This window comes from Bifidobacterium pseudolongum subsp. pseudolongum DSM 20099 (assembly GCF_000771225.1).
GTDB lineage: Bacteria > Actinomycetota > Actinomycetes > Actinomycetales > Bifidobacteriaceae > Bifidobacterium > Bifidobacterium pseudolongum.
Map to the genome: position 1 here is coordinate 307,296 of NZ_JDTZ01000002.1, position 22,083 is coordinate 329,378.

At 64.5% G+C, this 22,083-nt stretch carries 15 protein-coding genes; 1 reads left to right on the plus strand and 14 read right to left on the minus strand.

Annotated features, from left to right (window positions below):
- Positions 1–14 precede the first annotated feature (14 nt).
- From OU02_RS01395 to OU02_RS08455, 9 genes are all read right to left on the minus strand, one after another.
- Positions 15–782 (minus strand): GntR family transcriptional regulator, encoded by a 768-nt coding sequence (locus OU02_RS01395; protein WP_033488409.1) that lies wholly within the window; start codon positions 780–782, stop codon positions 15–17.
- A 1-nt stretch (position 783) separates the two neighbouring features.
- A complete protein-coding gene (locus tag OU02_RS01400) occupies positions 784–2,148 on the minus strand; it encodes an aspartate aminotransferase family protein (RefSeq protein WP_033488557.1) in 1,365 nt (454 codons plus the stop codon).
- A gap of 49 nt (positions 2,149–2,197) precedes the next feature.
- Positions 2,198–3,691, minus strand: a complete 1,494-nt coding sequence (locus tag OU02_RS01405) for an amino acid permease (protein WP_033488410.1) — start codon at positions 3,689–3,691, stop codon at positions 2,198–2,200.
- Between the two features lie 121 nt (positions 3,692–3,812).
- Positions 3,813–4,880, minus strand: coding sequence for a phosphotransferase enzyme family protein (locus tag OU02_RS01410; RefSeq protein WP_238551873.1), 1,068 nt, complete (start codon positions 4,878–4,880; stop codon positions 3,813–3,815).
- A gap of 259 nt (positions 4,881–5,139) precedes the next feature.
- The gene (fucO, locus tag OU02_RS01415) at positions 5,140–6,291 is read right to left on the minus strand and encodes a lactaldehyde reductase (protein ID WP_033488412.1); all 1,152 of its coding nucleotides are present in this window, start codon (positions 6,289–6,291) and stop codon (positions 5,140–5,142) included.
- 114 nt (positions 6,292–6,405) lie between these two features.
- Positions 6,406–8,055 (minus strand): DUF2130 domain-containing protein, encoded by a 1,650-nt coding sequence (locus tag OU02_RS01420; protein WP_080745816.1) that lies wholly within the window; start codon positions 8,053–8,055, stop codon positions 6,406–6,408.
- 70 nt (positions 8,056–8,125) lie between these two features.
- Positions 8,126–9,019 carry a cutinase family protein gene (locus tag OU02_RS08230; protein WP_052110228.1) on the minus strand — a complete coding sequence of 298 codons (894 nt, stop codon included), beginning with the start codon at positions 9,017–9,019 and terminating at the stop codon, positions 8,126–8,128.
- 130 nt (positions 9,020–9,149) lie between these two features.
- Complete coding sequence (locus OU02_RS01430) at positions 9,150–9,779, minus strand: HAD domain-containing protein (protein WP_033488413.1); 630 nt, start codon at positions 9,777–9,779, stop codon at positions 9,150–9,152.
- 3 nt (positions 9,780–9,782) lie between these two features.
- The gene (locus OU02_RS08455) at positions 9,783–11,399 is read right to left on the minus strand and encodes an ADP-ribosylglycohydrolase family protein (RefSeq protein ID WP_238551872.1); all 1,617 of its coding nucleotides are present in this window, start codon (positions 11,397–11,399) and stop codon (positions 9,783–9,785) included.
- A 157-nt stretch (positions 11,400–11,556) separates the two neighbouring features.
- On the opposite strand from OU02_RS08455, the gene OU02_RS01440 reads away from it, so the two are divergent.
- Positions 11,557–12,033: a hypothetical protein gene (locus OU02_RS01440; protein ID WP_051918158.1), complete on the plus strand. Its 477-nt coding sequence runs from the start codon at positions 11,557–11,559 to the stop codon at positions 12,031–12,033.
- 72 nt (positions 12,034–12,105) lie between these two features.
- On the opposite strand, the gene OU02_RS08235 is transcribed toward OU02_RS01440, so the two are convergent.
- The 5 genes from OU02_RS08235 to OU02_RS01465 all read right to left on the minus strand — a co-directional run bounded on the left by OU02_RS08235 (position 12,106) and on the right by OU02_RS01465 (position 22,033).
- Complete coding sequence (locus OU02_RS08235) at positions 12,106–14,913, minus strand: carbon-nitrogen hydrolase family protein (protein WP_238551871.1); 2,808 nt, start codon at positions 14,911–14,913, stop codon at positions 12,106–12,108.
- A gap of 237 nt (positions 14,914–15,150) precedes the next feature.
- Complete coding sequence (locus OU02_RS01450; protein ID WP_051918157.1) at positions 15,151–16,278, minus strand: DUF3322 and DUF2220 domain-containing protein; 1,128 nt, start codon at positions 16,276–16,278, stop codon at positions 15,151–15,153.
- Positions 16,262–19,723: an ATP-binding protein gene (locus tag OU02_RS01455; protein ID WP_152593121.1), complete on the minus strand. Its 3,462-nt coding sequence runs from the start codon at positions 19,721–19,723 to the stop codon at positions 16,262–16,264. Before OU02_RS01455 ends, OU02_RS01450 begins: the two co-directional genes overlap by 17 nt.
- The gene (locus OU02_RS01460; RefSeq protein ID WP_080720440.1) at positions 19,717–20,490 is read right to left on the minus strand and encodes a DUF4194 domain-containing protein; all 774 of its coding nucleotides are present in this window, start codon (positions 20,488–20,490) and stop codon (positions 19,717–19,719) included. The genes OU02_RS01455 and OU02_RS01460 overlap by 7 nt, the downstream gene beginning before the upstream one ends.
- Positions 20,471–22,033 carry a DUF3375 family protein gene (locus OU02_RS01465; RefSeq protein WP_080720439.1) on the minus strand — a complete coding sequence of 521 codons (1,563 nt, stop codon included), beginning with the start codon at positions 22,031–22,033 and terminating at the stop codon, positions 20,471–20,473. Before OU02_RS01465 ends, OU02_RS01460 begins: the two co-directional genes overlap by 20 nt.
- Positions 22,034–22,083: the final 50 nt, after the last annotated feature.

Below are 22,083 nucleotides of genomic sequence, written 5' to 3' on the forward strand. Positions count from 1 at the left end.
GGGGTTTGTGAGGCTCACCGCTGTGATGCGGACAGCCGCACAAACCCCGAATGGTGCATGGTGAACCGGATGCGGGCAGCGTCATACACATCGGTGGCGCGCTCGCACGGCCGGCTCTGCTGGTCATAAGCCACACGGTTGATCCGCAGTGTCGGTGCGCCAGCCGGCACATGCAGGCGGCGCGCCGCCGCCTCGCAAGCCGGCGCATAGTCGAGCGTCTCATCCACGCGCTGCGGTCGGATCTTGTATTCCTGTTGGAACAGCCCGTAGAACGACATGCTCAGGTCACGGTTGAGGAACCCCGGGAACAGATATGCGGGCAGATGGTTCGTCTCCACAGAGAGCGGGGCATCGCCAAGCATGCGCAGGCGTGTGACCGCATACACCGTCGGCCGGTCCGCAGGCAGCCGCAGCAACCGCATGTCAGACGCCGATGCCGGCGCCACGACGGCGCTGAGCACAATGGACTGGAGCGCCCATCCCTGCCTCTTGGCGATCTGCGTGAGTGATTCCACAGTATTGAGATTGCGTTCCAACCGGCCGTCGGAGACGACGATGCCACCGGCACGGCCGATTTTGCGCACAATCTCGTGATTTGATTCGAGTTCGGCGAGCGCCACGCGCAGATTCGAACGCGAGACGCCAAGCAGTTCGGCGAGCGCGCGCTCGGTGCCGAGTTTTTCACCCGGCATGAGTTCGCGTTGCGCAATGATCTGCCGCACAACGCGCACGACGTCTTCGACGTTCGTGCGCGTGGCGGTGGTGGAGTTGGGTTGCTCCATATTACAGACCGAGTTCCTGCAGTGTGTCGGTGAAGGCACTCATGAACCAGTCCACGTCCTGCTCGCTGAACACGAGCGGCGGGCGCAGTTTGAGGATGTTGCCGAACCGGCCGCACACCGACGTGAGCACATGGTGCGCGCGCAATGTTTCGAGGATGTCGAGCGCGGCGGCCTGATCGGGGTCCTTGGTGCCCGGCTTGACGATTTCGCAGCCGATGTACAGGCCGGCCCCACGCACATCGCCGATGCACGGGTGGGCGGGCATGAGGTCGGTGACCGCCTGCTTGAACACCGCGCCCACGCGCTTGGCGTTGCCCATCGTGTCTTCGCTGCGCATCACGTCGAGCGTGGCCTGCGCTGCGGCCATGCACACGGGGTTGCCGCCGAAGGTGTTGAAGTACGGGATGGAGCCGGCGAATGGCTCGAGCACTTCCTGCCGTGCGGCCATGAGCGACGTGGGCAGGCCGTTGGCCATCGGCTTGCCGCTCGTGACCAGGTCGGGCACGATCCCCTGCCGTTCGAACCCCCAGAACGCATCGCCGGTGCGGGTGAACCCCGGCTGCACTTCGTCGGCGATCCATACGCCGCCCAGTCCGTGCACGGTGTCGATGACCGGCTGCAGATAGCCGACCGGATCGGGATAGACGCCATCCGACGAGAAGATCGAATCGGCGAGCAACGCCGCGAACCTGATGCCGTGGCGGTTCATGTCGGTCACGGCTTTTCGCACCTCGGCCGCCATCCAGCCACCGAATTCCTCCGCTGTGCAGGCGCTGGCCGGCTTGCCGTCGATGGACAGGCGGTATGTGTCGGGCGTCGGGATCATGCGCATGGTCAGTCCCAGATCCTGCGCGGCGCCGAGGGCCGGCGAGAGTTTGGAGGTGAGCGCGGAATTGCCGTGGTAGGCCTCGGCCGTCACGATCACACCCTCGCCACCGGTGTAGGTCTGCGCCACGCGCACGGCGAGATCGTTCGCTTCGGAGCCCGTGCATTGGAACATGATGCGGTTGAGTTCATCGGGCATCGTGGAGAGGATATCGTCGGCGTAGTTGAGGATGTTCTCGTGCAGGTAGCGCGTATGCGTGTTGAGCAGTGAGGCTTGGCGGTCAATCGCTTCCACCACGCGCGGGTGGGCGTGGCCGACGGAGGCGACGTTGTTGTAGACGTCCAGATACTCCGTGCCGTCGGCGTCCCACACATGCGCCCCCTCGCCTTTCACCAAGTGCACAGGCGTGCGGTAGAACAGGCGGTATGCGGGGCCGAGCACATCGCGTTCCTCGGTCAGGCGGCGTGTTTCGGGGTCGAGAGCCGCCGCCATCTCGGGGCGGAAGCTGTTGGTGTCCATGATGGTGGAGCGAGTTGCCATGACCATGTCTCCTTTATTGGTTCACAAGTGGTGTTGGTGGTGTGCGGCGTCAGTCGTGCGTCTTGTATGCCGCGGTGCCGCCGGAAGCCGCGAACTCCTCTTCGGGTGAGAGCACAAGGTGCTTGCGTCCATAGAGCGCGAAGAACACGGTGGCGGCCGCATAGATGCCCACCATCACATACACGGCGAGCCGGTAGTCGGGGTTGAGCAGCACGGCCACGAAGATCGCAAACGAGAGCAAACCGGCCACGACCGCACCCGGCACACCGAAGCGGCTGACGAATGGGCGCTTGATGTTCGGCATGTTGCGGCGAAGCAGCACGTACGAGACCATCTGCAGCAGGTACGCGAGCACCGCGCCCCACACGGCGATGTTGAGCACCACGGAACCGGCGCCTTCACCGCCGTACGCGATGATGAACAGGGCGGCGAATCCGATCACCGCGCCGACGACGAGTCCCCAGTACGGCGTCTTCTTCTTGCCGGTGAGCGAAAGGAACGCCGGGTAGTAGCCGGCGCGGCTCAGCGAATACAGGTTGCGGCCGTACGCGAACGTGATGCCCTGCACCGAGGCGAGCAGTCCGATGAGCGCGAACGCGGAGAGCACCGCCGCAAGATTGCTCGGCAGCACTGCGCGGAACCCGTCGAGCAACGGCTCATCGGAGCCGGAGAGCGCGGCGGCGCCCATGACCGAGGGGTTGAGGAAGACGACGACGAGCGCGCTGATGCCGAGGGTGAAGATGCACAGTCGCGACGACTTGGGGATGTTGCGTTCGGGGTCGCGCACCTCTTCGGCGGCGAGCGGCAGCTGTTCGATGCCCAGGAAGAGCCACATGGCGAACGGCATCGCGAAGAAGATGGCGCCTACGCCAAGGGGAAGGAACGCGTTGTTGCCGGCGGTGGGTGCGATGTCGAACAGCGAGGCGAAGTCGACCGAGCCGCTGAACACGGCGCTCACACCGAAGAACGCGACGATGGCGAGCGCGGCAATCGACACGACCTGCGCGAAGCGGAACGATGTTTCGGCGCCGACCCAGTTGAGGGTCACGAAGATGGCGTAGATGACGAGCCACCACACCCACTGGTACCCGGCGCCGGTGAGCGAGAAGCCGGTGAGGTCGGCGAGGATCGCGTCTGCGTAGGCGGACGAGAAGTAGACGATCGTGGCCGCGGTCATCACGTATTCCACGGTTTCCGCCAGCCCGGTGAAGAAGCCGCCCCACGGGCCCATCGCGGCTCGCGCAAACGAGTAGGCGCCGCCTGTGTGCGGCATGGCGGACGCCATTTCGCTGATCGAGTTGAGCATGAGCACGTACATGACGTAGACCACGATGGCGGCGATGAGGAAGCCGCCCCATCCGGCTTGGGCGATGCCGCCGTTCCATCCGGAGAAATCACCGGAGATGACGGCGGAGACGCCGATGGCCCACAGGCCGAAGGCCCCCGCGGTGCGCTTGAGCTGGCGCTTCTTGAAGTAATCCTTGTCGGTGGCCACATAGGTGACCGTTCCAAGGCCGGTTCCTGAAATACTGGACGATGACATGGTGATCGCCTGCCTCTCGATTGTCGGTATGCGTTACTGCATGGATTCCTACTGTGTTGATTGGGTTGTTGGTTGGGTTATGGGTTGGATTGGATGATGGATGGTGAGTCTTGGTTCCCGGTCACCGCAGCAGCCATTGGGCGTCCGCGAGGTAGTTGCGCGCGCATTGCACGGTGCCGGCGGCCTGTTCGGCGGCCAATCCTTCGGGCAGCGCGTCTTCGCGGTGGTTCGTGGTCCAGCCGAGCATCTGCAGGCGGCGGATCATCGAGAGCGCCGACATGACATGCAGTTCCTCGGAGGACATCGGCCCAGCCACGCTCACGTACCCGTCAAGCCAGGCTTTGGCGAGCTGCGGGGCGTAGGGCTTGTGTTCGACGAAGCTGAGCGACGAGGCGTAGTCGTAGAGGTACCAGCTGTAGCCGGCGTCGTCGAAGTCGATGACGGTCAGGTCGCCGTTGTCTGCGCGGATGATGTTGCTCGGGCGCAGGTCGGCGTGGATCAGACCCCATGTGTGGCTGTCGCGCGGGTAGGTGTTCATCACGGCGAGCGCGGCGTCGAGCGCGCGTTCGCACAGGTGGCGGTCGGCGTCGCTCAGGTCCGCGGTCTCCCAGCGGCCCCAGCGCGGGGACGCGCCCACCATATCGCTGATGCCCCAGTTGAACCGTTTGAAACCGAACGGGCGGTGCCAGTGGCGCGATTGTTCGTGGAACTTGGCCGACCATTCGCCGATGGTGCGGTAGTACCGCGAAGGGTCGTCGAGGTCTTCGAGCACGGCGCCTTCCACGAATTTCGTGGAGACGACCATCCAGCCCACGCCGTTCAGGTCGCGGATCTTCGTGACAAATGTGCCACGCACGGTGGGCACCGGGTCGATGAGACGCACGCCGTCGATTTCGTGCAGGGCGGCGAGCCATGCGATTTCGGATGCCACCGCTTCCGGGCCGCCCACATACCCGGGCTGCGAGACGCGCACGACGCCTTCGGGCCGGCCGTCGAGCAGCAGCACGAATGTCGCGTTTTCCGAGACGGTGATCAGATTGAGTTCGGCGCGCTCGGGTTCGATGCCCCACGCGCCGCACACCCCGCGAAACAACCAGTGCGGGGCCGGGGCGCCTTTCGTCAGGTCGCTGAACGTGCTCAGCGAGACCACGTCCACAGGATTGTCGAGCAGACTCACGATCGCTTGCATGATGACCTCGTTTCCTCGATGCCGCCGCCTCTGCCGTGCGGGTTATCTCGATTCTGCGCGTTGCGGCGTTTCCACTCGCCCACCCACGGTTACAAGGCCGTAAAGAAAACCGGCATGCAGATTAATGGCGTGTTACGCCCCATGTGCGCGGAACACCGCTATGCCGGCATGCGCTTGATGCCACATACAAAAACGGTGCCGCCGCTGCAGGTCTGCACCCACAGCGGCGGCACCACAATCACAGCGCCAACGCAATGCTTTACATCAGGCTGCGGTAGATCTCCAGGATCTCCTCCTGCGTGGCCTTGCGGGGGTTGCCCGGCGTGCACACGTCGGCGAACGCGTCCGCGGCAAGCGGCTCCAGGTCCTCTTCGGTGGCGCCCACTTCGCTGATCGTCGTCGGGTTGCCCAAATCCCGGGTGAGCTGGGCGACGGCCTGCACAGCCTCGTCGCGCACATGCTCAAGGTCGCCGGTGTAGGCGTCCTCGACACCGAACGCATCGGCGATGTCACGGTACTTCTCGCCCGAATAGTCCTTGTTGTACTCCATGACCGGCGCGAGCAGAATGCCGTTGGCCACGCCGTGCGCCACACCAAGGCGGCCGCCAAGCGGATGCGCCATGCCATGCACCAGACCCAGACCCACATTCGAGTACGACATGCCGGTGATGTAGGAGGCGTAGGCCATCTGTTCGCCGGCGTCCTTGTCGCCGTCCACGCTCTTCGCCAGATTCTGCGCGATCATGCGGATCGTCTGCATCGACAGCGCATCGGAAAGGCTCCAGGCCCCCGGCGTGATCACACTTTCGATGGCGTGCGTGAGGGCGTCGAGACCCGTGGCCACCTTGAGGCCACGCGGCATGCCGTCGGTCAGGTCCGGGTCCACGAACGCCACGACCGGGATGTCGTGCGGGTCGACGGCCACGAACTTGCGCTTGTTCTTCGTGTCGGTGATCACGTAGTTGATCGTGGTCTCCGAAGCGGTGCCGGCGGTCGTCGGCACGCCGAAGATCGGCACGCTCGGGTTCTTGGTGGCGGCCACGCCTTCAAGCGAGAGCACGTCGGAGAACTCAGGGTTCGCCACCACAATGCCAATGCCCTTGCATGTGTCTTGCGGGCTGCCGCCGCCGAGGCCGATGAGGAAGTCGGCGCCCGACTTCTTGAACTCCTCAACACCGTGCTGGATGTTCTCGACCGGTGGGTTCGGCTGCACATCGTCGAAGATCTCGTAGGGGATCTGCGCCTCGTCGAGCACATCGGTCACTTTCTTCACCGTGCCGTTCTCCACGAGCACGGGATCGGTGACAATGAACGCCTTCGTGAATCCGCGCGCCTTCGCCTCGGTCGGGATCTCCTTGATTGCACCCCTGCCAAAATACGCGGTCTGATTGAAAATCATGCGGTAGACCATGTCTGCACTCCTTTTGGGAACCGGGTCGTTGCTTCACTGGAACGACTGCTGCCCAGTCTAGCCAGCCCGGCACGCCGGCGTCCATGCGACACGCCGGCATGTGCTCAGCCCCGGTCAGTCACCGCTCACCTCGCCGTCCTCCAGTGCCTTCGCCTCGCGCGCCTCCTTGAATTTCTGCTGCATCGTGGGGTTCTTGTACGTCAGCTTGCGCACGGTGATGTCCTGCACCTTGTTGTTGGCGATCCGCAGGTTGTTCTCCGAGCCGATCAACGCCTGCTTGGTCTTCTGCAGGTGGTCGATCGACTTGTCGATTTCGTCAATCACCTTCTGGAATTTGCTGGAGGCCAGATTGAAATTGCGTTCGAACCCGTTCTTGAACTCGTTGAGCCTGTCTTCGAAATGCGTGATGTCGATGTTCTGCATGCGCATCTCCTCGAGCTGCAGCTTGTATTGCAGCGAGTTCAGCGCCGCGTTGCGCAGCAGCGTGATCATCTGGATGAAGAACTGCGGGCGGATCACATACATCTTCGGGTAGCGGTACGAGACGTCCACAATGCCTTGGTTGTACAGGTCGCTGTCCGCTTCGAGCATCGAGACGAGCACCGCGTATTCGCAGCCTTTTTCACGCCTGTCCTTGTCGAGCTCCTTGAAGAAGTCCTCGTTCTTGTGTTTGGTGGCGGTCGTCTCGTTCTCGTTCTTCATCTCGAACATGATCGAGATGACTTCGGTGCGCTCCTCCTCACCTTCCGGCCGGTCGTAGTCGCGGAAGATGAAGTCGCCTTTGCTGCCGGTGCGCGCGTCGTTGTCTTTCTCGAAATACGCGTTGGGAAAGGCGCCCATGCGCATCGAGTTGAACTCGTTCTGGCAGTGCTGCTCGAGCGACTCGCCCACCATCTTCGTGGACAGGCGCGCCTTGAAGTCCTTCATGCGCTCGATCTCGTCGTCGCGGTCGCGTAACTGCAGCTCGTAGCGTTCCTTGAGCGATTTGCTCTCCAAGTCCTTTTCGAGCCGCGCTTTCTCGAGTTCGCTCTTGAACGCGTCACGTTCCCTCTCGACTTTGCCGACCGCCTCGCTGATTTCCATCTTGCGCGTCACATCGGCTGACTCAATCCGCGCCTTGAGCTGTTGGATTTCGGCGTCCTTCTGCGCGGCCGTCTGCTGCACCTGCGTCTCCAGCCTCTCCTTGGCGAGCTCGGCGTCACGCTCACGGTCATGCCGCGCCTGCTCAAGCTGATGCTGCAGATCGGCGAGCTTGGACTGTGCATCCGCCACGGCCTCCTGCACCGCAAGATCCTGCGCGGTGCCGGCCGACTCAATCTGCGCCTTGAGACCCTGGATCTCGGCGTCTTTCTGCGCGGCCGTCTGCTGCACCTGCGTCTCCAGCCTCTCCTTGGCGAGCTCGGCGTCACGCTCACGGTCATGCCGCGCCTGCTCAAGCTGATGCTGCAGATCGGCGAGCTTGGACTGTGCATCCGCCACGGCCTCCTGCACCGCAAGATCCTGCGCGGTGCCGGCCGACTCAATCTGCGCCTTGAGACCCTGGATCTCGGCGTCCTTCTCATGCACCGTCTTCTGCAGTTCGCCCGCGGCCTTCGTCTCGGCGAGCTCGACCGCCTTGCGCTTGTCTTCTTCGATGAGCTTTTCGCGGTCCTTGAGTTCGCGCTCGAACTCCGCGTTGCGCACCTGCTGCACAATATCCGCATATCCCGCTTCGTCGATGGTGAACGCCTCCCCGCAATGCGGACATGTGATGTTGTGCTGCATGGTCCCCTCCTGTGTACACTTGGGCGCGCGGCTGGCTCCGTCCAGTATAGGGCGGCGCCGCGGGCCGATTCTAGAATGTGGCCTTCACGCGGTCCACTGCGTATTTCATGCCTTCGTCGAGCATGCCGTTCGTGGCATAGCTGCCGTGCGGTTCGGTGTCGCCACCCACTTGGCACGCGAAGTCACGCGCCGTGCAGAAGCTGACGGTGCGGTCGGCGATCTCACCGAAATCCACCGCTCCCCTTGCCCCGAGGATGCCGTCGACCGCGCGGTCGAAATCCCCGGAATTGTATGAGGCGGCGGCGCTGAACCGCGGGTCGCCATACAATTCCACCGCCACGATGTGCCCGCGCGCCACTGGGGAGAGCTCATACCTGTTGTCTTCGTTGAACCGCGTGTCCGGCGCGCTGAGCGCGTCCCCGACAACCATCGCGCCTTGCGAATACCCGAGGAGCACGGTGCGCATGGCCGGGCACTGCGCGCTCTGCGCGTTGAGCGCGGCGATGAGCCGGTTGACGCCGGCCGCCTCACTGCCTGATTCCCACGACGCCGGGTAGTCCAGATCGCTGACCTGCGCATGATCGCCGAGTTCGGCGGCGATGCGGCTTGCCAATGGGCTCATCAACGACTGACCCACCGGTTCCTCGGTGCCGCGCACCACGATGATGCGCGCCTGCTTCTGCGCATCACACCCCGATTCGCCCCATGCGCCGGGCGCGGCCGTGTCAGTGTGGCTCGGCCCGTTGAACAGCAGTTTCGCAGCAAGCGACTGCTCCTCTCCCTGCGTTTCGGCGGGCGCATCGCCCGAATCACCCGCCGCCGGGGACTGGGACGCTGCGGCTTCCTGGGCGTGGGGTTCATCGTCTTGTGCGGAAGCCGATCCACATGCCGCCAACGCCCCGGTCAGCAGGAACGCCACTACGGCGACGGCTGCCCTGACAGCCCAAGTGCGGTGTGTGCTCACGGTGTGCACTCCTTCTCTCTGCCGTTGCCTTGCCCATGCATTATAGATGCGATCCGCCGCACCACCGCCATCTGGACCGCAAATATGCGCAATGGTCTTGCAAATCCATGCCTTTCCGCGCAAACGCGCATCAGTAGCCCGTGTGGCCTTCGTGCTCGCGCAGTGTCGGCTCGACGTCGAGCGTCACGTCGCCGAACGCGCGCGGATTCGCGATGAACGCGCAGATGAGCGCCCACTGCCGCCGGGAGATGCCGATGCGGCCGTCCGGCCGCACCATGAGCACGGGTGCGACCGGCGCCGACGCACGCAGCTCGTCACACCGCGTGCGTGTGCATTCCTCATCGTCGATCCAGACGATCGGCTCGGGGTCGTCTCCGTCCGCTTCCACTTCCACTCGGCGTGCGACGGCGCGGTATTTGCCGTCGCGCAACCCGGTATAGGTGATCGGGTCGTACCATTGCACCGTGCCGATGATCTGCGCGTTCCAACCGAGCCGTTCATTGAGCAGCGCCGTGTACGGCTGCCATGTGGACAGCCACTGCAGCTCAATCGCGCCTGTGCATGCGAGCTCATGCAAGACGTCGGTGAGTTCGCTCGACCAGCGTATGCGGTAGGCAGCGCCACTGCCCACATGCACGGTCGCATCACCGTCCAACCGGAATGCGCATTCGGGCGAATAGAGGTCACTGGGCATGGATTCGACCTCAGGAAACGCATTGAGCACACCGTCGAAATCGGTGTAGACGATTGCACGCACCATGGCTCACATGCGTTCGTGCTCGAGTGATTCCGGGCTGGCATACGGGCGCATGCGCTCCACGCCGTCTTGGGCGAGGCGCAGCTCCTTGCCCAGGGCACGCGCGCCCAAGCGCACCACGCGCTCGGCGATGGTGGCGGCCATGGCGTAATGCATGAATGCGAAATCCCCTGCCTGTGCACTGTCCAGCCCATCCTGCACACGGCGCTCGTAGCTTTCGCCCAAGCGCAGCGCGATGATGGCGAATGACGCCAAATCGTCAAGATCATCCAAGTCGAAACGCTCTTGCGCAAGGTCGAACGCCAGATTGTAATAGTCCAAGGCGGCTTGCGCATCCGGCTCGTGGTCGGGCCCGCGGCCGTCGCGCAGCATATCGCCCATATAGCACGCGCAGTCAGCCAGGCCATGCTCGCAGCCGCGCCCGAACCACAGGAACGCCTGCGCGTCGGCGTCCGCAGCCTGCACATGGCGTTCGTAATACAGTATGCCGAGTACCTGCGCGGCTTCGAATATGCCGACTTGGTATGCTTTGATGAGCGTTTCCGCGGCTTGGGCGAAGCTCTGCGCACGTGTCTCCTCGTCGCTCATCATGGCGGCCTGTGAGCACAAATCGCGCGCATCGTCGAACAGGTCGAGCCCCGCACTCGAGGTGGATGCGACAAGCTGGTCGCCGTCCAAGTCGAGCGGCATACGCTCGCCGGACAGCGGGTCATCGCCGTATGCTCCGTTCGGGTCGGTCTCCACATCTTCCGGACCGCCCAGGATCACGTCGAGGAACTGCTCCTGCCCGCGCAGCGCGTCCATCCACTCCTCGGGGATGCCACCGGGCTTGCCCTCGTCCTCGAATCCGTAGACGATGGCGGCGAGCGCGCCGGCGACCGCCGCGGTCGTGTCGGTGTCGGAGCCCAGATTGACCGCCTCCAGCACACAATCGGCGTACGACTGCGTGGTGCACAGGCACCATAGCGCAGCTTCGAGCGTGTGCAGCACGAACCCGTCGGATTCGATCTCGTTCCGGCCCTTGCGCCACAGGCCGTCGAATCCGTTGTGGGCGAGCGCCTCGCGCACATCCACCATGTCGATCAGTTCGCGGGCGATGTGCACCAAGGTCACGCACGCGTCCATGCTGATCGGGTGCGCGTGCGTGACGGCGCTCGCCCGGCGGATGTCGCTGTCAGACAGGTCGAACAGCGCGCACGGCACGATGCGCATGAGCGAACCGTTGCCGTTGTCGCGCTCGCCGCTCATGCCGTGGCCGGCGCGCAAGGCGCGTTGGGTGGCGCCGCCGACGTCGAAGACCGTGCCGTCGGCGCTGTATTTGCCGTCGTCGAGCCACGCCAGGAAGCGCACGCGCATGTCGTCTTCGTTCACGGTGCCGTCGCACGAGAGCAGCGAGTCGAGTGTGGCGAGCATGAGCGCGGTGTCGTCGGAATACGTGCCGGCGGGCTGCCGGTGCGCGCCGCCGCCCACCATGCCGGTGCAGGTGAACGTGCCGCGCTCGCGGAACTCGTAGGGCACACCGAGCGCGTCTCCGACCGCCTCGCCGTAGATGATGGTCTGCATGAGGACCATGGTGGCCATGGCCGCGTGTTCGTCTTCGGGGGTGATGTCCGTGGTGCCCATGGTGCGGCGTCGCCTTTCCGTGCGTGTGCGTTCCATAAGCCATCTTAGTGTGCGGCGACCGAGCGTGCGAATTGTACGCAGTCAGGAATTATTGCGTACAATTCATACGCGACGGCACAGGCGGGATGCCTGTCCAGACGAGACGAAAGGGACGACGATGTCACAGCGCACAACCACTCCCCCGCCTGCGCCCGCACGCGACACCAAGATGGAACGCATGCTCATGATGGTCGGGTGGATCATTTTCGCCATCGCCACCGTGCTCGTGCTGGTGGTCCGCTGCACCGACCAATACGGCTTCGCTTCCGGCGCCGCGCTGTTGTTCGTCTATCCGCTCATGCTGCTCGCCGCCACGGCGACTGGCGCATCGGGCAGCGTGCATGCCTACTGGATCGGTGTCGCCGGCGTGGTTGTGGAGTTCCTGCTCATCGGCTCGATGACAATGCTGCTCTACCCGGGTGTGGATGCAGATGGCAGCCCGTGCGCGGTGCTCCCCGGCGGCTGGCAGTTGTGCGCGACGCCCGACTACAGCGCCATCGCATTGTACGGCGGCGCCGGACTGGTTGGTGCACTCATCGGGTATGGCATCGGATCCTTGTTGCGCCGTCATCTGCGCAAGGCAGACCCCGTCTGATTCCACCTCTTGCAACGTGCATGGGCGCGGACCATCCACTGACGATCCGCGCCCATGGTTGTTGTGGGTGGTTTATTCGACGTGCGCCTTGCGCTTCGCGACGATCAGCGCACCGCCGCCGGCCACGCCCATGAGTGCGAGCGCCGCGACAAGCGCGATCTGCGAACCGGTCGATGAGAGCGCACCGACCGCCGGGGCGTCAGCCGCCGTCGCTGGGGCGTCCGTGGTGCCGTCGGCTGGCACCGATGGCGCCTGCGCGTCGGCAGTGGTTCCGGCGTCTGGCGTATCCGCGGGGTCGGCCGGCGCCACAGGCCGCTCCGGCTCGATGGGCTCGGCCGGTGTCTGCGTGGCCTTCGTCAGTCCAGCGAGTGCCGTGTTCAACTCGGCCGCCGCCGCTTCGACGAGCGGCTGCTGTTCGGCACTGAACGTGGTGTTGTTCAGCAGCGAGCGCGCATCGAGCAGGGCGTCTTGCACCGGTTCGACCAATTCGGCCGTGTATTCGGCGGGTGATGCGAGCGCCGCCTGAGCCTTGGCGGCCGGCTCGTCAAGCGCACTGGTGTCGAGCGGCGAACCCGTGGCATACATCGCGGCATAGCCGGGTACCGTGCGCTGTGCAATCGCGTCGTACATCTGCGAGTACAGGCGCGGCTGGAAGTTCGTGATGCGGAATCCGGCGCGGCTCAGGTCCATCGTGCGGGTCTCGAGGTTGTCGGGGTCGAAGCCGCCTTGGCCGAAGTACCAGTCCTTCGTGACATCCGCGGTCGCGCCGTTGCCGGTGCCGCTCGTGTCGAGCGCCGAGCCGGTCGCGTAGTCGAACGACGTACCGTTCTTGCGGCCCCATGCGTTGATGATGAGGCTTGTGGAGCGGAACGAGTCACGGCCCACACCCGAGTAGTTGTAGCCGGCCACGTCTTTGCCCGAGCTCACCGTTTTGCCGGTGGAATCCACGGAGTAGATCGGCTTGCCGTCGGAGTCAATCGGATAGCCGTCCTGGCCCCACAGGTTCGCGGTCACCGCGGCCATGCCGTCACGGTCGGTGTAGCTGCCGATGCGTGTTTCGCGGTACCACGGATTGCCGCCCGTGGCTGTGGGGTGGATGAGCAGCTCGGCGCCGCTCGCCGCATAGTAGCGGCCGAGTTCCGGGTAGAAGTGACCGTCGCGGCAGATGTTGACACCGGCTTTGAGCGTGCTGCCGTCCTTGCCGGTCCACTCGGGCATCTCGAACATGACCGGGGTGTTGCCCGGCACCGACCAGACCATCTCCTCCATGCCGGCGCGGTGCATCTTCTGGTACGACTCGGTGTGGCCGTCCGGGAAGCAGATCGCGGCGGAGTTGTAGACCTTCTTGACGCCGTCTTCCACAATCGGGCCGCCATCCGGCATCTCGGCAAGGCCGAACACAATGTACATGCCGTACTCCTTGGCCAGTTGCGCCATGCGCTGCACGGATTCACCGCGCGTCGTGTCGCCATCCGCACCCTTGACCTTTTCGGCGAGCAATACCTGCATGTAATCGTCGCTCGCCGCGAGCACACGGTTCACCTCCGCGTTCACCGAATGGGCGTCGGCGTCGCCCCTCGGATCCGTGCTGTCGTAGCCGGTGAGCACCGTTTCGGGAAATACGAGCAGATCGACGCCATCGGCATGGGCTTGTTCGGCGTATTTGGCCATCATCTCGGTGTTCGCCGCCTTGTCGGCCCACACACCGCTCACATTGGCCACGGAGACCTTCGGGCCGTCCGCGGAGCCGAACGAATAGCTGAGCGATGCGCCGGCATCCTTGCGATCGGCGAGCTCGCCATACCACTTGGCGTAATAATCAGGATGGAAATCGTTGGCCACCTGCGTGGTGGACGGCGTGCTCAGGCGCAGGTCCTTCGCGTTCGTCAGCACGCCTTCGGAGCCGACGGCGATGCTTCCATCCGCGTTGAGTCCAGCCGCATAGTCGGCGCCGGAGAACGATCCGGTGAGGATCACACTGCCGCCGGGGAAATCGTAAGGCTGCTTGCCGTTCTCATCCGCATAGCCGTCCGGGCCCACAAGGTCGGCGCTCGCGATGACCAAGCCGTCCCGTGAGGCGATGGATTCGAGGCGGTTGCGGTAATACCATTCCCACCCCTTGCCGTCTTTGACGCCATCGCCGTCGATGTCGGTGTAGCTGCGCGACGTGGCGGTGGGGTTGACGAGCAGGCCGACGCCCTGCGCCGCATAGTACCGTTCGATCTCGGGGTTCGCATAGGTGTCGTAGCAGATGCTCAGACCCATCAGACCCCATTCGGTCTGCAGCACGACCGGCGTGGTGCCCGGTGTGGCCCACGCCCCTTCGACCGGCGCGATCTTCTGGTAGCTGCTGACTTTGCCTTCGGGCGAGATCGCGAAGGCGGAATTGTATGCGTGATCGGCGTCGCCCGGGATGCGTTCGGAGGTGCCATACACCACCCACATGCCGTATTCCTTGGCCTTGGCGGCGATCTCCTGCGTGATGGGGCTGGCGGTTGTCTCCGCCTGCGAGACCGCCATGCGGTATGACGGCGATTCGGGGTCGCTCGACGAGACATATCCGGTGAGCGCCATCTCCGGGAACACGATCATCCTGACGCCGTCGGCATGCGCCTGCGCCATGATGGCGAGCATATTCGCCTTGTTCGCCTGCTTGTCGCCCCACTTCGGTGCGAAATTCACCACGCTCAGCGCGCCTGCGGGAATCGTGCCGCGCGTCACCACGTTCTGCGCCATGGCCACGAGGCTACTTGAATAGGTGTCCGCGAATGCCGGGGTGGCGCCGAGTGCGCCAAAGGAGCAAACGAGTGCGGCTGCCGACGCGATGGCCGCGATGCGCCGGCCACGCTTGGATGGGGAGGATTCACTGTGCATGTGCATACGGAAAACTTCTTTCTACTCCGTGTCCACGTGGTCAAGGCCGGTGGGCACCGACCGTTGAGTGGAACCGCAGTTCACGCTAAGAAAGAAGCGTTTCGTCGCATGCAACGAATGGTCACCGACAGCTTAATGGCCGGTTACCGTAATATTTCCAAAGCAACATCTATCTCACAGCAAAGTTTTCTACGCGAAACACGCCAGACGTGTCGTCGAAAGACGACACCCTGTTCCACCCCCTCAAAGGCGGGCAAGGGCCTGCGCGATAGGGATGCGTTCCTGCTCCACGCGGGGGTATGGCAGTGCGCCTGTGCACAGCGCCCGGTAGAACGCATATTCCTCATCCGTCAGGCACAAGCCTTCTTTGGAATCACGCGGCGGAATCAGCGAACCATGCGCATCCAATGTGGTGCCGAATGGCTCATAGGCGTCGTAGGTCTCACGGTCCATGCACAGACTTGCGCATGCCACGCCGGTCGCACGCAGCCGGGCGAGAATCTCCAACCCATCGGCGTCCATATCTCCCCAATACACCATGCGCACGCCGTCACCCGCACACCATGGCAGCAATGTGCGCAGGCGTGTCACCGTAAAACCGGAACCAAACACCCCCATCGTGCACGGCATGGCCGGTATGGCTTGGTAGGTGTCTTTGTTTTCCACAACCAGCACGGTATCGATTGGTGTTTCGGGCGCGGACACCGGTGCAGTGGCAAGGCGTTCGGGCCACGCCGCGCATGCTTCGTCGAGGTAACGGTAGCGCAGTTCGCCTGGGCGTTCACGCAGCGGCAGTTCGCTCCAGCCGAGCAGTGTGCAGATCGCACGTCGGCGCCTCGACCGCGATGCTTTGAGCCATTTCGCGGAAAATCCCGGCAACGGCACCTCGCGGGCGGTCATACCCGCGATTAGATCGCGGTGCGTGGCGAACCACTGCGCGGCGCGCACGAACAGCTCGAAATCCACATCGGATTCGCCGCTCAGCATCTTCACGACCGCCATCGCCTGCGTCCCGTCCACGCCGAACCGTGCGCACACCATGCGCATCCGCGCAACCACCAGTTCACGCCGTGCGCGCACCTCACGCCCGGCGGCATGCAACGCCGTGGCCTCATCCGGCACGACCACGCGGGCGACGAGGTCGACGGGCGTGCCCACGCGCCGCGTCACGGTCTCGATCCGGCAGCCGTGGCGTTCGGCCCATGCGCGCATGGCGTTGTCCGCGTCGAATGTGGTGATGGGATCGGCTTCGAGCGCCCGCTGAGACCCCAAGCGCACGGGGAACGCATGGGGACAGTTCTCCTGCGTGCAGTACAGCCGCCTCTCCACGCGGCGCGTGATGGCGCCCGCGATGTCAGCTGGCGTCGTCATCGCCGGCCCCCAGCACCGCTGCGCGCAATTCGGTCAGCCCGTTTTCGGGGTCTTTGCGCGCCACCACGACTTTGGACGCCGAGGCCATGATCTCACCGGTCTTTGCCTCCGGCGCCGAGACGATCACCTGGAAACCCAATCCGGGCAGCACGCTCAGCGCACGGCGCGTGTACTGGCCGTCGGCCTTGATGAGCGCCTCGTCCAGGAACACGGTGGCATACGAGGGTTCGGTCGCATTGTCGTTCGCCAGCAGATACATCAGTGCGGCGCCGTACGCGAACGATGTGAGTTCCTGCAGGTAGCCGCCCGACCCGCCGCCGGTCGAGTTGATGCGTTCCACAGTGCCATCGGGGTCGGTGACCTCACCGAAGAACCGGGAGCGGCGGCGCGGATCGAGGTTCGCGTTGCCCCGCTTGTTGGCTGCGAACTCGTCGAAGCTCGCCTTGACGAGCTCCACAAATGGAGCGCATGCCGCGAACAGCTGCTTGCACTGTTCGATGTCTTTGCGCCCCTGCTGCTGGTAGGCATTGAGGTCCGCAAGCCGCGCGCGCAACGCGGCGAGGAACTGTGGGTCCGACTTGCTCACCTGCGGCTCGATCGAGAGCCGGCCGCACCGCGCACCAAACGGATAGCGTTCGAGCAGACGGTTGATCTTGCCGATCTGCTCGAGGATCTTCGACCGGTCGGCGTCCAACGCCGTGTTGAGCTGCATGAGGTCCTGGTGGATCTTCTCGAGGCTGTGGAAATACTCCTCGTCCGCGGACGCGCGGATTGTGCTCGCGTTGAGTTCGCGCAGATCGTGCTCGAACACCTGGAAGTTCTCCACGTCCGCGCTCACGCGGTCGTCGTTCGCCATGAACTGTTCGATGTACGCGGCCATGGCCGTCTCGCACTCGCTTTTGCGCGCCTCGCACACACCGCGCAGTTCCTCGAGCCGTGCGCGCACTGCTTTCTCGGCGTGCTTGCCGAGCGCGTGCAGTGTCGCGTTCACCGCTGTGCCGGCGGCTGCGCCGTGCCCGGGCGCACGCGAGCCGGCATCGAGCCCGAGCATGCGCGCCGCCCGCTCCTCGCCAGTGGTCCCCGTACCGAAATACCCATCGAAGGCCTGCTCTAGCAGCGCTGTGCATGCCTCATTGAGCGCCGGCGGCCGCTCGTCGCCGTGCGCCTCGAGCCACGCGCGCGCCGCCCTGCTCGCATGTTTCGCCCCCGCGAGCTCGTCCTCGGCGCGCGCGAGGCGTTTGCGCGCGCCGGCGAGCGCGTCTTTGCACTCCCGCTCACGCTTGTCGAGTTCGGCGAGTGCCGGGTCGGCGAGGATGCGTTCGATCTCCCCATGCAGCATCGCGATGTTCGTGTCGGCGGTCTGCACGTCGATGTCGTTCCAATCCACCGCCAACACCGCTTGCGCAAGGTCGCGCTGCGCCTCGAGCTCGGCTTTGCGCGCGCTGATGCGCTCGATCTCCCCGTTGGCGCGGTCCATCGTCCGTTCAAGCCGCTCAAGCTCATCGGCAAGTTCACGCAGGTACGCTTCGGTCACAAAACCGATGACCTGGCTGATGTTCTTGGTGCCATGGCTGCCGTGCGCGCCGTCTTTGATCTGGCCGTCCTCCTGCACCTGGCGTGTGCGCACGTCGCTGTCGTCGATATGCGTCACGCACCGTGCGTCCGACCGCGCATCCGCCACGCGCGCCCGCACCCAACCAGCGAACGGCGATTCCTCGTTGAACGTGAGTTTGCCAGACATCCAGCCTTCGCGCGGCTCGCCGTGGTAGTCCTGCTGCACATCCACGAACTGCCAGTTGCGGCGCGCCATCGATGCATGCGGAATTCGGCTGATCGCGCGTGCAAAACCGCGCTCATACTGCTTGTCCACGAGGATGACGGGCGCGAGCGACGCGTAGACGACGTTCATCGCCGTGCGCCACTGCTCCTCACCGCCCTGCACATCCATGAGCTCGGCCACATACGGCAGTTGCTCCGGTTCGAGACCGGCCGCGCGCGCCATCATCGTGCGCGCCTCCGCCATCTCCTTGGTGATGCGCGTGCGCGAGCGGCGTTTGCGCTCGATGTCCGCCTGCAGTTCCTCAACCTCTCGACGCATCGCGCTGTACCGCTCCTGCAATGGGTAACCAAGCGCGTCGAGCTCCTCGCGCCGTTCATCGTATGCGTCCCTGACTCCGACGGCCTCCTCGGCGAGCGCCTGCCATGCGTTCGCCGTCCTAGGCACCGTGCGCCCGGCCTTTGTGAACTGTGGCACGAGGCGTTCGATGCGCGCGGACATGCGCTCGCGTTCGCGCTCGGCGTCGCGCAGCTGTTCCTGCAACCGCTGCAGGCGGTCGCCGCCATGGCCGTTCTTCTGCTCGCGGATCGTCTCGAGTTCGGCGTCGAGCCGGTCTGTCTCGCGTTGCGCGGATGCGACCTTGGTCTGGTTTTCGGCCACCCCCTGTTCGTATGTGGGGGCGACGCGCGCGATGCATTCGTGCACGCGTGCGCCAAGCCACGCCTTACGCGCCTCGGCGCTGCCCGCGCGCTCGGGATCCACGGCGCGTAAGGTCTCCATGCGCTTGCGCTCATCCATGTAGCGGATGTGCTTGTCCGCCATGCGTTCGAGCAGGTCCACGCGGCGCAGATTGTGTTCGATCGCGGTGAAGTTCTCACTGAACTGCGTGTAATCGCCGATGAGCGCGCGGCCGCGATGGAGCGCGGATGGTTCGTCGAGCACGCCTTTGCGGAAGATGTCGTCGAGCTGGCTCGGCGCGTCGGACGCCTGCATGCGGTGCAGCAGGCGGCACGCGGATTCGGTGAGCCCGAACCGGTTCCACACGTCTTCGTGGAACAGGTTCGCCTGCCGGTAGACGGTTGCGGTGCGGTAGACGCGTTTGAACAGCGGCACCGAGAACACGTCGTCGCGGTAGTCGTCCATGAGCCGCGGGTCGATCGGGTCGCGACTCACGAGGAAGAACTTGTCGACGTCCTCGCTTCTGCCGCCGGCGGGCAGCGTCATGAACTTCGCGATCGACAGCGTGCCGCCGCCGGTCGTGTCTTCATACCGGTCCACGATGGCGCCCCACACCGCATACGGCTCGCCATCGTCGGTCATGCCGCGCAGGAACACCGGTTCGTCATGGCCGTTGTCGTTGCGGATGCCGCGCTGGCCGCGCAGGTACGAGTAATCGCTGCGGTCGGAACGGCCGGCGTTCGACGCTTTGTTGAAGGCGGCGCCCGTGGGGTACAGCAGCGAGACCTGCGCGTCGACGAGCGTGGATTTGCCGGATTCGCTTTGCCCGGTGAGCAGTGTGACCGTGCCGTCGAACATCGTGGAGGGGTTGAAGGTGTGGTAGCCGCCGTACGACCCCCAGTTGACGAGCTGGCGTTCCTGCAGCACCCAGTGCGGCGGGTTGAGTTCAATCTGCCCGTAGAGGTCTTCGGACATGCGCGCGTTCACCATAGCTCCTCCTGCTTTGCGGCTTGGGCATCGTTCTCGGGGGTGGTGCCGGGTTCGTCCTGGTCCGCCGGCGTGGGCTGGAGGTCGTCATTCGTGGCCATCCAGCTGCCGATGCGCTGTGTGTTGAGCACGACCGGCACCAGGATGGTGATGCGGTAGATGCCCTCCTCGCCTTCTACATCCACAAGGAACTGGTTGGTGCGCATCGCGTTGATGAGCGGCTCCACCTGCCGGTTCACCGACTCCTCGCTGTTCCGGCCGGCGAGTGGCCCGGCTCCGGTCGACATGAGTTGCACGATCTCCTCTTTCGAGACGACCCATTGGCTCGCGTCCATCCCCACGTTCTCGTATTCGAGCACTTTGCGGCGCAATGCGGTGAGCAGCACGGCTTCGCGCGCGCTCAGCGACGCGCGGTTCTTCAGCGAACGGATGCGCACCTGGCTGGGGGCGGCTGGCTCGGCGTACATCACCTCATAGAATGTGTCGATGACCGGCACGAGCATGTCGTTGTTCAGCGAACGCTTCACATGGCCGATATGGTCCATCGCCTGCCGGAACATCTCACCGGTTATCGCGCGGTTGCGCTTGAGCGCGATGGCCGCCTCGCGCGCGGGTTCGGGCATGTCGCCGTCATCGCCGTCGAACAGCGCGAACGGATTCGAGACATCCGCCACGCCCATTTCGTCGACGGACTGTTCGGCCACATGGCCCTCCTGGGCGGTGACCGATGCGGAGACGATACCCTGGTCGTCATTCGTCGGTTGTGTCATGCCGTGTCCTTTCCCGATGTGGTGCCGCGCCTTGCCCAGTGCGCGTTGACTCCTGCAGGAACTCGTCAAGCTCGTCTGGACTCACCAGCACATCACGCGTGACCCATGCTCGCTCGGCCCCGTCGGGCGCCACGCAATGCCAAGTACTTTCGCCTGATTCCGTTCCACCGAGATAGCTCAGGAACCCCACGATCTCGCTTTCCCTGCGCTCAGCCTTGGGCAGGTGGTTGAAACTGGCCGCCATGTCTACCGCGCCTTCACGCATGACCGGATGCTCCGCGATGAGGGCGACCATGTGGGCGATGCGGGGTCCGCCCACGGCGACGATGCCATGCAGGTCAAGCGCGGAGGCATCGGCGTCCGTATGCATCCGCAACGCGGGGGCCTTGGTTTTCACGGGTGTTTCACGGGCACGCGTGGCGAGCGTCGGCATCGTGGCGGTGGACAGCCCGATGCCATACCGCGTATGGTCCTTGGCCGTGGCACGCCCGGACAGTGTGGTGAACAGCGCGGCAAGCTGGCGTGACATGGTACGGAACTGCATGTCGGTGTGCTGGCGCACAAGCAGTTTGACGCTTTCATCGGTCAAACGGATCTGGTCACGCACCGCGTCGATGCCACTGTAGATATCGTCGAGTTCGCGCCCCACGACGGCCATGAGGTCGTCCGCCTTGTCATGCAGCCATGCGCTGCCGGCGATGTCGGCGAGCGCCCCGTCGAGCTGCGCACGCCTGTCGGTGGCGAACATGACCTGGAACGCGTCGTTGAACCGCCGCCCTTCGTCGCTCTGGTGGTAGGTGCGTTCGTATTCCTCGTGGTAGTAGGCGAGCATGTCGTCGCTGCCCATCGACCCGTTGTCCATCTGCCGGCGCAACGCGTCGCCGTTGTCGCGTTCGGCGATTACAAGTTCGCGCAGATCCACCGGTACGCCGCGCAAGGTGTTGTAGACGACGTTGATGATGTCGGAGACCTGTTCGGGGGTCGGGCGCTCCTGCACGCCATCGCGCTTCAATTGGGCGATCTGCGTGCGGCGCTCCTCGATTTCCCGCTCAAGCAGTTCGATGCGCTCATGCACGTTGACGGTGAGCTCCTTGCGCGCGTTCTCAATCTCCATGATGATTGAGTTGACCTGTGCACCGGAGAGCGACACGGTGCGCTGCTGCAACGCGGCGAGCGCCTCGATCGCGCGGTGCGCGCGCTGCGTCAGACGGCACATCCAGCGGTGTTGGCGCCGGTCGAGCGAATCGGCGATCCACGCATAGTCGCCTTCGTTTTCCGCTTTGAGCTCCTTGAGGATCCGCCGTGCGGCCTCGAGGTCCGTCTCGCCCTCGCGCACCCGGTAGGAGCCGTCTGCCACGAGTTCGCCCACACAGCGGGTCATCGCGGCAAGCAGGCGATCCTGTGGCACTTCCGCAGTGAGCGGATCGAAACACGCGCGCAGGATGGCGATGTAGATGTCGGAGTATTTGTGCAGCAGCATGCGCAACACACCGGTCTCGTAGACGGGCTGCAGCTCGGCGAGCTCCGTGCGCACATCTGCCATGCGAATCCTTTCCCGCGCAACGCCCCGCATAGGCACGGAGCCACCGCTTA

What these genes read in the sequence shown, in the direction of transcription:
- OU02_RS01395 (WP_033488409.1), bottom strand. Translation starts at nt 782, where the DNA reads ATGGAGCAACCCAACTCCACCACCGCCACGCGCACGAACGTCGAAGAC.
- OU02_RS01400 (WP_033488557.1), bottom strand. Translation starts at nt 2,148, where the DNA reads ATGGCAACTCGCTCCACCATCATGGACACCAACAGCTTCCGCCCCGAG.
- OU02_RS01405 (WP_033488410.1), bottom strand. Translation starts at nt 3,691, where the DNA reads ATGTCATCGTCCAGTATTTCAGGAACCGGCCTTGGAACGGTCACCTAT.
- OU02_RS01410 (WP_238551873.1), bottom strand. Translation starts at nt 4,880, where the DNA reads ATGCAAGCGATCGTGAGTCTGCTCGACAATCCTGTGGACGTGGTCTCG.
- fucO (WP_033488412.1), bottom strand. Translation starts at nt 6,291, where the DNA reads ATGGTCTACCGCATGATTTTCAATCAGACCGCGTATTTTGGCAGGGGT.
- OU02_RS01420 (WP_080745816.1), bottom strand. Translation starts at nt 8,055, where the DNA reads ATGCAGCACAACATCACATGTCCGCATTGCGGGGAGGCGTTCACCATC.
- OU02_RS01430 (WP_033488413.1), bottom strand. Translation starts at nt 9,779, where the DNA reads ATGGTGCGTGCAATCGTCTACACCGATTTCGACGGTGTGCTCAATGCG.
- OU02_RS08455 (WP_238551872.1), bottom strand. Translation starts at nt 11,399, where the DNA reads ATGGGCACCACGGACATCACCCCCGAAGACGAACACGCGGCCATGGCC.
- OU02_RS01440 (WP_051918158.1), top strand. Translation starts at nt 11,557, where the DNA reads ATGTCACAGCGCACAACCACTCCCCCGCCTGCGCCCGCACGCGACACC.
- OU02_RS08235 (WP_238551871.1), bottom strand. Translation starts at nt 14,913, where the DNA reads ATGCACATGCACAGTGAATCCTCCCCATCCAAGCGTGGCCGGCGCATC.
- OU02_RS01450 (WP_051918157.1), bottom strand. Translation starts at nt 16,278, where the DNA reads ATGACGACGCCAGCTGACATCGCGGGCGCCATCACGCGCCGCGTGGAG.
- OU02_RS01455 (WP_152593121.1), bottom strand. Translation starts at nt 19,723, where the DNA reads ATGGTGAACGCGCGCATGTCCGAAGACCTCTACGGGCAGATTGAACTC.
- OU02_RS01460 (WP_080720440.1), bottom strand. Translation starts at nt 20,490, where the DNA reads ATGACACAACCGACGAATGACGACCAGGGTATCGTCTCCGCATCGGTC.
- OU02_RS01465 (WP_080720439.1), bottom strand. Translation starts at nt 22,033, where the DNA reads ATGGCAGATGTGCGCACGGAGCTCGCCGAGCTGCAGCCCGTCTACGAG.